At 48.6% G+C, this 10,495-nt stretch carries 12 protein-coding genes and 1 pseudogene; 5 read left to right on the forward strand and 8 right to left on the reverse strand.

The window, feature by feature from the left end:
- Positions 1 to 4: 4 nt before the first annotated feature.
- From IQ268_RS31205 to IQ268_RS31220, 4 genes are all read right to left on the reverse strand, one after another.
- Positions 5 to 736 (reverse strand): IS5 family transposase, encoded by a 732-nt coding sequence (locus tag IQ268_RS31205; RefSeq protein ID WP_193887236.1) that lies wholly within the window; start codon positions 734 to 736, stop codon positions 5 to 7.
- 254 nt (positions 737 to 990) lie between these two features.
- Entirely contained in the window at positions 991 to 1,491 is a 501-nt protein-coding gene (locus IQ268_RS33195; protein WP_193887237.1) for a phosphotransferase, read from the reverse strand.
- A gap of 44 nt (positions 1,492 to 1,535) precedes the next feature.
- Positions 1,536 to 1,895 carry a phosphotransferase gene (locus IQ268_RS33200; RefSeq protein WP_193887239.1) on the reverse strand — a complete coding sequence of 120 codons (360 nt, stop codon included), beginning with the start codon at positions 1,893 to 1,895 and terminating at the stop codon, positions 1,536 to 1,538.
- 18 nt (positions 1,896 to 1,913) lie between these two features.
- Positions 1,914 to 2,279, reverse strand: a complete 366-nt coding sequence (locus tag IQ268_RS31220) for a DUF2834 domain-containing protein (RefSeq protein ID WP_193887241.1) — start codon at positions 2,277 to 2,279, stop codon at positions 1,914 to 1,916.
- A gap of 98 nt (positions 2,280 to 2,377) precedes the next feature.
- On the opposite strand from IQ268_RS31220, the gene IQ268_RS31225 reads away from it, so the two are divergent.
- Positions 2,378 to 3,016, forward strand: coding sequence for a helix-turn-helix domain-containing protein (locus IQ268_RS31225; RefSeq protein WP_339383224.1), 639 nt, complete (start codon positions 2,378 to 2,380; stop codon positions 3,014 to 3,016).
- A 30-nt stretch (positions 3,017 to 3,046) separates the two neighbouring features.
- On the forward strand, positions 3,047 to 3,217 hold the full coding sequence (locus IQ268_RS33660; protein WP_339383225.1) for a hypothetical protein: 171 nt from the start codon (positions 3,047 to 3,049) through the stop codon (positions 3,215 to 3,217).
- A gap of 6 nt (positions 3,218 to 3,223) precedes the next feature.
- Here IQ268_RS33660 and IQ268_RS31230 read toward each other — a convergent pair whose 3' ends face one another.
- Positions 3,224 to 4,606 (reverse strand): MATE family efflux transporter, encoded by a 1,383-nt coding sequence (locus IQ268_RS31230; protein ID WP_193887243.1) that lies wholly within the window; start codon positions 4,604 to 4,606, stop codon positions 3,224 to 3,226.
- Between the two features lie 27 nt (positions 4,607 to 4,633).
- Positions 4,634 to 5,347, reverse strand: coding sequence for an SDR family oxidoreductase (locus IQ268_RS31235; RefSeq protein ID WP_193887245.1), 714 nt, complete (start codon positions 5,345 to 5,347; stop codon positions 4,634 to 4,636).
- A 95-nt stretch (positions 5,348 to 5,442) separates the two neighbouring features.
- On the opposite strand from IQ268_RS31235, the gene IQ268_RS31240 reads away from it, so the two are divergent.
- Complete coding sequence (locus tag IQ268_RS31240; protein ID WP_193887247.1) at positions 5,443 to 6,375, forward strand: LysR family transcriptional regulator; 933 nt, start codon at positions 5,443 to 5,445, stop codon at positions 6,373 to 6,375.
- Between the two features lie 299 nt (positions 6,376 to 6,674).
- The gene (locus IQ268_RS31245; RefSeq protein WP_193887249.1) at positions 6,675 to 7,589 is read left to right on the forward strand and encodes a helix-turn-helix domain-containing protein; all 915 of its coding nucleotides are present in this window, start codon (positions 6,675 to 6,677) and stop codon (positions 7,587 to 7,589) included.
- 153 nt (positions 7,590 to 7,742) lie between these two features.
- Here the strand turns inward: IQ268_RS31245 and IQ268_RS31250 are convergent, their stop codons facing one another.
- Both IQ268_RS31250 and IQ268_RS31255 read right to left on the reverse strand, forming a co-directional pair.
- Positions 7,743 to 8,162: a barstar family protein gene (locus IQ268_RS31250; RefSeq protein WP_193887251.1), complete on the reverse strand. Its 420-nt coding sequence runs from the start codon at positions 8,160 to 8,162 to the stop codon at positions 7,743 to 7,745.
- Between the two features lie 3 nt (positions 8,163 to 8,165).
- A pseudogene (locus IQ268_RS31255) lies at positions 8,166 to 8,606 on the reverse strand (GNAT family N-acetyltransferase); the annotation flags it as partial.
- A 91-nt stretch (positions 8,607 to 8,697) separates the two neighbouring features.
- Between IQ268_RS31255 and IQ268_RS31260 the strand changes: the two are divergent.
- Entirely contained in the window at positions 8,698 to 9,972 is a 1,275-nt protein-coding gene (locus IQ268_RS31260; protein WP_193887255.1) for an IS256 family transposase, read from the forward strand.
- Positions 9,973 to 10,495 lie beyond the last annotated feature (523 nt).

Here is a 10,495-nt window from a genome sequence, read left to right on the forward strand (position 1 = left end):
CAGTCTAAAACGTTAGGGTCTTCCCCTGACAGTATTGAGGTTTATGAGGGCAGTGTGGATGGGTCATCTCCACGACCCATCTTTTCTTGAGAACCGTAAAGCCTTTGGTCTGCTCTGGTCGCAGCACCACTTGCACCACCCAACGACAAATATCCATCACCCACATCATGAAAGGGGCACCATCAAAGCCACCATCGACCCAAATCGTGGTTAAGCGAGAAACTGCTTTGCCCATGCTTGTGACTCGCTTGAGCACTTGCTTACCCCCTTCGCGTTCGCCCACATTGGCAGCCGTAACGAGCACTCGCAAAACCAGTCCTAAGGTATCAACACTGATAAAGCGTTTACGCCCTTTGATTTGTTTGGCGGCATCAAAACCAACGGCTTGCTGCACCATCGCAGCCGTTTTCACACTTTGACTGTCAATGATGCCTTCAGAGGGACTCGGATGGCGTTCTGCTTGGATGCGGCTCCACTCCCGTAGTTGGTCATGAATCCGCATCCAAGTGCCATCATCGCGCCAGTTGCGAAAGTAGGTGTAAACGGTTTGCCAAACTGGGAAATCACTGGGAAGGGCACGCCACTGGATGCCTTCGGCGATGACGTAGAAGATGGCATTGAGTACCGCCCACAAATCAACGCTACGAGGGCGACCTCCAGGTTTTGCTGGTGGCAGAAGGTCGTTGAGGAATTCAAATTGGTTGTGGGACAGGTCGCTAGGGTAGACTTTACTCATCTGCTCTCTCAGTGCTGTGTACGTTACAATTCGCAGCTTACACTGAGTGAGCTTTTTTACTGTCTAACCGACTTTTCAAACATCCTCTAAGACTCGAAATCGTCAAAAGCTATTACCATTTCTAGACTTTGAACCATTGATGGAGCGATCGCTTCTGGATATTCGTCAGGAATATAATCTGATGCCACTATTGAAATAATTAAGCCATCTACTTTAGATGTATGAAGCCATAACGATCCGTCACCAAAAACTGTTTAAGCATCGTTGGCAATATGTTGCAATGTTCTTGTTCCGATCGCAGCAAATCGTGGGTTATCAACTAATCCTGCATCAAGTAAGATAATTCCGAAAAACACTGCCCATCCTCTAGCCCGTTGTAGAGTGGATTCAGAAGCGCTGGCATAAGTTGTAATAACTTGTTGACGCACCTGTGGATCATAAAAGAGCATCCAGATTGCTGCCAAATCCGTTGCGCGATCTCCCTTTGTGATATCCCCCCAATCAATAATCCCTGAGATCGCGCCCTTCTCAACCAATACATTGCGGGGATGGAGATCGCCATGTATCCAGGTTGCTTCAATATCCATTGCTGCATCTAACGCCTGGTTCCAAATGTGTTTAATGCTTGGAGTAATCAGACTCGTTTTCTGTTCAAGTCGTTGCATTCGTTCCTCAACAGTAGTGGCTCGCTGATGCAGTGGTACGCCTCTAAATGGATTGAGTGGTGCATTCAGTGGTGCGGGAACGTGGAGCAATCGCAGAAATGCTGCAAACCGCTTGCCTGATCTTGATTGGGTTCTTATTGATCAGCCGCCACCCCTGCTATCCAGGGCAAAATACTCCATTTCCAGGGATAGCCTTGTCCTGGATGCCCTAATCGGTAAGGAATTGGAATCGGAATGGGAAGAGTGGGTAACTGTGGAAGCCAGGTTTGCTCATGTTCAATCAGAGGGGCAGCAATTTTGCGACGAGGCAACCGAACACATAGCTGATCCCCCAAGCGAAACATGGCATTATCCCAACCTGCATCAACCGAATGGAGCGGTAAATGCGCCAGGTCAGGATGTTGTGCTGTCAGAAGGGAATGAACGAGGGAGACATCAATGTCAATTTCAGAAGCGGGTGTTCCGATCGCCCCTGCTATTGGCTCTGAACTCATGAATGCCTCCCGATAATCTCAAACCGCGCGCTCTAACTGCTGCTCTCGGCGGTATAGAAAGAAGGGGAGAGAGCAGGAAAGCCCAACGCCGAAGGTCAATCCAATATACAGGATGATCCAGGTGCGTGAAATGTTTAACCGCTTTAACTCAAACCAGACAAGGCAGAAGAAGGCGATCGCAGAAATCAGCAAATCGGCTGTCAAGCCTGCTGCAATGTTGTTTGCGAATGCTTGTTGCAGGAACAATGAGGGAGAAAGCAATGCAGAGGGATCTTGCAGAAGCCAAAACCAGGGTTCAATTGAACCAGCAATGGTCAGGATCAAATACAAAACTTTGATACCGTTGAAAGGGCGAGTTATCGGGAAGTTTGTTGCTTTCAACATGGTGTTTGTCCTCAATCGGTGTGCTTTCATGATGGAATAGGGAGATAATCAAAGCAATTACCTGTCAGGTAATTAAAGCCATCTTGTACGAGCCTGTTATGCAGCACATCCACGCTCCAAATTCGACCCTCGCCTCGTTTGGACTGCTCTTGAAGCAATGGCGTAGCCAGCGAGGATTTAGCCAGCTTGATTTAGCCGTGACCAGCCAGGTGTCTCAACGCCACATTAGTTTTCTGGAATCGGGACGAGCCAAACCCAGCCGAGAAATGGTGCTGCAACTGGCAGAGGTGCTGGAGATTCCGTTGAGACAGCAAAACTTGATGCTAACTGCCGCAGGATTTGCACCCATTCACGCTGAAACCGATCTGTCGGCTCCTGAAATGGCTTCTATCCGTAAAGCACTCGACTTTATGTTGCGACAACAGGAACCCTACCCAGCCATTGTGGTCGATCGCTACTGGAATCTGTTGCTGACCAACCCTGCTGCCAATCGACTGCTCAACGCTTTCATTGCCCCAGAGGAACTGCAAGCCCACTTCTACCGGGATGGAAAAGTTAACCTGATGCGAGCCATGTTTCATCCCCAAGGGTTTCGTCCTTTTGTCGTGAACTGGAATGATTTTTCAGTGCATTTGCTACAGCGCCTACATCGAGAAGCGATCGCTGAGGGTGAAAGTGAACAATCCAAAGCCTTGCTAGATGAGTTAATGAGTTATCCGGGCATTGCTGAGGTTTGATATCCTTCTGCTCGCACGACTCAAAATACTATGCTGCTGACCGTTCATCTCAAGCGAGGAGATCTGGAATTAGAGTTTTTCTCAACGATCGCCACCCTTGGCACCCCCTACGACATTACCCTGCAAGAATTGAGGATTGAGTGTTTATTTCCAGCCAATGACCGTACAGAGCGTAACTGGAAACAACTGCTTGAATCGTAGAGCTTGTTACATCAGTTGGGTAAGCTTCTGACGCTTCATCAATCGCCAGAGCCGCCAGGCAAAAAGCCCTGCAACAACAGCGATCGCCACCGATTGCCCAATCCATAAGCCGACCCCTCCCATCTGCAACTGAAAGCCCAATACATAGCCTGCTGACAAACCAATTCCCCAGTATCCCAACACATTTAACAACATTGGAATTTGCGTGTCCTGTAGTCCTTGTAGAGAACCATAAACTGCTTTCTGAAAGCCGTCGAGAACTTGAGCGATCGCTGCAACAATCAATAACGGAAGTGCAATTGCAACAATGTTGGCATTGGCTGGATTGGTAATATCAATGTAGAGACCGATGATGTACTTCGGAAAAAGGAGAAACACGATCGATACACCCATCATAAAGGCTGTAGTAATGCTCATGCTGACCAATGCGGCTTGTTGAATGCCTGTGCGATCGCGCCGTCCCAGCCATTGTCCGACTCGTACTGTTGTAGCGTAAGAGTTTCCTAAGGGAACCATGAATACAACAACGATTGTTTGAAATACTATTTGGTGAGCGGCTAACACTTCAGTGCCTAACAGTCCCATCCAGAAGGTAATCACCATAAAAAAGCCTGTTTCAAGTCCAGAGAACAATCCGATCGGTACGCCCACCCAGGCTAACTCTTTCAAGATGCGAGGTCTAACTCGATGCAGTTCTTGAAAAATGCGATAGTGTTTTAGATTCTCGTTTGTCAGAATATACAGTGCCAAAGCCAGGAACATCCCCCAAAGCGTAATTACGCTGGCTAACGCTAATCCTGAAAGACCCAGTTTGGGAAAGCCGAATTTACCAAAGCCAAGAATATAATTCCAGACAATGTTGAATGCGGTTCCTGATACGACAATGAGCATGATCGGACGGGCTTGAGATAAGGCTGAAACCGTTGCCCGCAGTGCTGCAAAGCCAACCACTGGAAACAAGCCCCACAGCATAATATCCAAGTAGGTGTTCGCAAGCTGAACGGTTGTTTCAGTTTGTCCTGTACGGTTCAAAAGAACATCCAAATGCCCTGTGAATAGCATCGTTGGAATTGACACTAATACGGACAACCACAGTCCTTGACGAGCAATTTGCTCAACGCGCGTTTTTTGCCCTGCTCCAAATGCTTCAGCAATCAGTGGACTGACTCCCATCGCAACACCACTTGCAGTCATCATGATGCAGAGAAATGTAATGGCTGCCAGTCCTCCCGCCGCTAACACATCGGCTCCCATTCTCCCCATCATCACCGTATCGGCAAAGCCTGTGGCAGATTGGGCAACCTGGGCACTGGCAAGGGGAACGGCTAACTTAAGAAACTCGCGCACCTCTGTCAGGAGATTGTTCTTTTGCATTTGTACAACTGTCATGGTGAAATCGCCTCACTTCCCTAATCACTAAATTGCAGCCGATCGCGCCTCATCAACTTTCAACGTCGTGCCTGTAATGAATCTGGCATCCTCTGAAATGAGGAATGTGACGGTCTTTGCCAGTTCTGCATAGGTTGCCGGACGACCCCACATCAAATCACTGGGAACATCCCATCCCGCTAACTCCTCCAGGCTATCTGCCACGAAGTAAGGGGCAACACAATTCATGCGAATGCGATCGCCCCGGTAGCGTTGAGCATACAGCTTGGTAAATCCTTCCATTGCGGCTCGCAATGTGCCGCTAAATGGCGTTCCCAGGGAAGGTTCTTGAGAATCACAGGCAGAAATGTTGACGATCGCCCCACCGCCCTGCTGACGCATTGGTTCTGTCACCAACCGCGCTAATCGCACCACACTGAGAAACAACATTTCAAAGTTCTCCAACCACAGATCATCAGAAATCTCTAACAGGTCAGGTCGGGGAGGATCGCCAAAGCTGTTCACGACTGCATCAATTCGCCCAAACTGATTGAGTGTGGTTTGTACTAACTTTTCTAAATCCCGAGCGTTGGATAGGGAACCCTGTACGGCAATACCGCCTAATTCCTGTGCTAAATCCAGGATGCTGGGCGATCGCGCAAACAGGGAGACAGCATATCCTTGAGCGGCTAACTCCCGCGCACAACCTGCCCCAATGCCGCGACTTGCCGCGGTGACAATGACAACTTTCTTTGAACTCATCGCTTTACCTTTCGTTGCATTTTCATACAGTATCCTGTGCTCCACTAGAAGAAAAAGCAGTATATTGGCAAAGCATCTGTGCCAGATTGGAATAAATGCTGAATGTTCTCAACCAACTGCCCGAACTGATCGCCTTTGTCGAAAGCGTAGAGTGCAATAGCTTCAGTGCGGCTGCCCGATCGCTCGACACCACTCCCTCCGCCATTAGCAAGCGAGTTGCCAAGTTAGAAGACCGATTGGGGGTACAACTGCTGCAACGCACAACGCGATCGCTCAGCTTAACCACAGAGGGAGCGGCTTACTACGAGCGGGTATCCCGCTTATTGAGAGAACTGGACGATGCTAATGATTCAGTCATTTCCAGAGGAAAGCCACGCGGCAAACTGACGGTCAGCACATCATTAGATTTCGGACAATGGTTGCTTGTGCAATCGATTCCACAATTTTTAGCCCAATATCCAGAGATCCAGATTGACTTGCGCTTGAGCGATCGCGTGGTGGATTTAGTGACAGAGGGAATTGATGTCGCCATTCGCCTGGGCACTTTAGAGGATTCTCGCTTGATGGTCAGACCGCTCGGACAAACTCAGTTTGTGCTGTGTGCCGCACCGAGTTACCTCAAAACCCGTGGAATTCTAACGACTCCAAACGATCTCATTCATCACAACTGCTTGCAGTATATGTTTCAGGGACGACCAGAACCGTGGATGTTTTGGGTTGACCAGGAGTGGCAAGCGATTCCTGTAAAGGGTTCGTTTTACTCTGACAATGGTGGTGCATTAAAGAATGCAGCGATCGCAGGTTTGGGAATCACTCGCTTACTCGGTTTCCAGATAAAGCAAGAAGTTGAGCGAGGGCAGCTTGTCCTTCTGTTTCCCGATCAATTAACTCCCGGACTTGCGGTTCATGCACTGTTTACTCATCAGCGTAATTTGTCGCCACGAGTGCGAGTTTTTCTTGAGTTTCTGAATCGCTATTGCAAACAGTTTTTGGGAGAGATGGAGAAGAACTTGAAGACGATGGCATAAAGAAAATGGAACCAAGCAGAAATAGAACACCCTCTGACCAGTGCAGTAGGGATATGGGTGAAAAATGTTGAGCAACCTCGAACATTGAATCCATGAGAAACAGGCTAGAACTGATCAAAAATAGCCAACTTGCAATTAAGATTCGCTTTTCCACGCAACTCCTCCTGATTACATTGCATAACGCTTTGTAAAAAATCGATTACAATGACACATTAAGGGAATCTAAAAGCCCTGGAATATTTGAATTTTGCCCGTTTGTCAAAATCTTGCTGTCAGTTTTGGAACGACTCAAAACTCCTATGGCAAAGGCATCCAAGATCAATCGCCCCCCTCTACCCCAGACAGACACTCCCGTTCCGGTGATATCCAGTGAAACGCTTGGCTGGCAACCACTGCTGGTGGAGGAATTTCAGCAACCGCCTGGGAGAACCGATCTGCCAGCAGCCTCGGCAGGGCATTCCATCGCGCTTTGTTTAGCACCTCGTCCCTATCGTATTCATCAAGTGATAGGCGATCGCCGCTACACTGGACTCTACTCCAGAGGTGATCTCTCGATTACTCCGGCAGATATTCCCGCCTCTTACCATGCCGAAGGACATGACCACTATCTCCAAGTCCTGATGCCTGCTCAATTTTTGCTGTCCGTTGCTCAGGAAGCATCCGTTGCTCCCGATCGCCTGGAACTGGTGACAGAATTTCGGGTGCGCGATCCTCAACTAGAGCAAATTTTGATGCTGCTGAAAGCCGAACTCTACAAAGGAGGTAGCGGAATTGGGCGGCTCTATGCTGAATCGCTAGCTAATGTGCTAGCCGCTCACCTGTTGCGTGAGTATTCCAGCACTCAACCTCATTCCGCGCAGTACGAGGGAGGATTGGGCGGTTCTGCAAAGCAGACGTTGCACGAACGCAAACTCCTGCAAGTCTCAGAGTATATTCACGCCCATCTAGATCAAGACATCAAATTAGTTGATCTTGCCAATGTTGCCTCGGTAAGCCAGTTTCATTTCAGCCGTTTATTCAAGCAGTCTACAGGACTCTCTCCACATCAATATTTACTGCAACAGCGAGTAGAGCGAGCCAAGCAATTGTTGAAAACATCACAATTGGCGATTGCAAAAATTGCGCTTCAGTGTGGCTTCAATAGCCAGAGCCACTTAGGTAAGGCGTTTCGAGACGCAACCGGAATGACTCCTAAAGATTATCGCAAATTTTGAAATCGAAGCGATCGCATGGCTAAGGTACAGGAATGTAGACCAATGTTCTCCAGTCACTCAAAGGGTAGTGGAGTATTTGTATCAGCAGCAGTGGATTGATTAGGTGCGATCGCCCCGTCGAGGGAACTGCTTCGCACTGCCCACAAGAAGTAGCTACTCAACAGCATCCGTCGTTTCAACCAGAATTAACTCAACGTTTGGATGCTTGCTTATCGCGTCTACTAACCAGTCAAAAACCGTTGGTCCCTGTCTTCTTAGGGCTGCTCGTAGTGCCCAGGCAGTTTTAATTAACGCAGTCGGAGGGCAATCCCGTAACTGTTTCAGCAATTGGCGAACAGTCTCGTCATAGCCTAAAGCTGCTCTCACACAGCCTACTTCTCGCCATACCAATCGGAACGAATCAGGTAAGTACCCGTAATCACCCCGGAGTACCGCTTGGAAACCATCGAGGTTCTCATCCCAGGGTTGCCCCGCCAGCAAAGTTTGTCCGACTTCGTTGCAGAATGCCTCAAGGGTTGTGGTACGACGACCATCCAGAATATACTCTGGTTTCGGTTCTTTGGCTGTATGCAACAGTCAGTCTTCCTTTTTCAACTCAAATGTTTGTTCTACACATAATTCATGCTTGAATAAAATCTCTTCAGAACTGACTAAGTTCATTCCCAATCGTGTTAGAAGGTTAATTGATGAATGATTGCGGCTATCCGTGATGCCGATAACTTTAGTAATATTCTCAAGCCCAAATAATGAGCGAAGCAATGCTTGAATCGCTTCTTTCGCATAGCCCTTACCTTGTTCCTCACGATGTAACGTAAAACCAATTTCTACCGTTGTTGCATCGTGTTCACTCACCTGTATCCCAAGGTCGCCAATTAGCCGATCGGATAGTTGAAGGGCAATCGCAATTTGAAACCACTCCCCCGGAATTCCAAGTGGGGCTGTACTCATTTCATGGATGAACGCAATCGCTTCACTCTCTGACAGCATTGACCAACTCTGAAACCGGGCGACAACCGGATCAGAGTTATGTTTATTTGTGGTGTATGACTAAAGGAGAAGAAACGGCGTATCCTGCTGGATAAGGAAAAAGACCAGACGAGGATACACCATGAATAACGACAATGTTATTGCATTTCAACCGTCAGAAACAGCCGTCCCTTTCAGGGATGCCTTGAGTGAACTAGTTCGTCAAGGTGCTCGCCAAATCATTGCTCAAGCGGTCGAAGCAGAGCTGCAAGAGTTTCTTGCCCAGTACCAGTGCCTCAAAGATGACCAAGGGCGAGCGGCGATCGTTCGCAACGGCTACTTGCCAGAGCGAACGATTACGACAGGGGTTGGGGAAGTGGAAATTCAAGTGCCGAAGGTGCGTGACCGCAGCAGCAGTGGTATCAAGTTCAACTCATCATTGTTGCCCCCGTATCTGAAGCGTTCGCAGAGTATTGAGGAGGTGCTGCCCTGGCTCTATCTCAAGGGAGTATCCACAGGCGATTTCTCAGAAGCGCTCTCATCGTTGCTAGGGGCACAGGCAAAAGGACTGTCCGCCAGTACGATTAGTCGCCTGAAGGCGCAATGGATTGAGGAACACAAGCAGTGGCAGAAGCGATCCCTTATGGAGAAGCGCTACGTTTATATCTGGGCAGACGGCATCTACTTCAACATCCGCAACGAGAACGAGCGTCAGTGCATTCTAGTTGTCATTGGGGTCACCGATACCGGAACCAAGGAACTGCTGGGTCTCGAAGCCGGATTCCGAGAATCCGAATTGAGTTGGAAACCGTTGTTGCTACGCTTGCAAGACCAGGGTCTAACGACTGCTCCAGAGTTAGCAATTGGCGATGGAGCATTAGGGTTTTGGAAGGCGTTAGCGCAAGTCTTTCCGACCACTGGTGTACAACGGTGCTGGGTGCATAAAACTGCCAATGTGCTCAACAACTTGCCTAAAAGCCAGCAACCAAAAGCCAAATCTGCCCTGCATGAGATTTACATGGCAGAGACGAAAAATGATGCACTGACGGCGTTTGAGCGGTTTATCAAAACCTATGATGCCAAGTATCCCAAAGCGGTTGAGTGTTTGACCAAAGACCGGGATGCGCTGCTAGCGTTCTATGATTTTCCAGCAGAGCATTGGGTCCACATTCGCACCACTAATCCAATTGAATCAACCTTTGCGACGGTGCGGTTGAGAACGGACAAGACACGAGGGTGTGTTTCCCAAGAGAGCATTCTGTCGCTGGTATTCAAGTTGGTGCAGAGTGCGCAAAAACGTTGGCTGAAGATTCGAGGGTTTAAGCGATTAGGAGAGGTGATTGAAGGAGTGAAGTTTAGAGATGGGATTCGTGTAGATCAACAATCTCATTTAATGACAAATCAGGACGCTGCTTAATTCTTCTTCATACACCAGACTTGCGTGCGACACGTTCTCTCGAAACCAACCCTAGTTGGGGGATGAGAGGCAAGGGAATGAACCTTGACAACTGATGTTTGATGAGGGTGAAAGCCCCTCCCTCCCGGTAGTGGAGTGACAGCATAGCCCCCAGGTTTGAGACTAGCCATCAACGCCTGAAGCGGGGTTAAACGGCGGTAACTGGAAGCCTACTCTGGAATCCCGTCTAGCAAGCAGTATAGGGACACGCGAGAAATCCATGTCCGAAAGATCGTAAGGTGTAAGCGGTGAAATGAGGCTGAAACACCGCAGCCAAAAGGCACAGGATGAGAGGCAGGCATATGCAAGTATGACCTGTAACTACCCTCAATAAACCCGGTCTAGAGTGGAGTCCTAAGGATCGTGGATTAAATAACCTGTAATTCTACCTTTTGCATTTGTACACTGGAGAAGTAGACGATGAAGCGGAAACTTAATGCAACCTTACCCTGCTCCCATTGAAGCTCAAATGCAACGGTACTAT

The organism is Oculatella sp. LEGE 06141 (assembly GCF_015207605.1).
In the GTDB taxonomy this organism is placed as follows: domain Bacteria; phylum Cyanobacteriota; class Cyanobacteriia; order Elainellales; family Elainellaceae; genus Oculatella.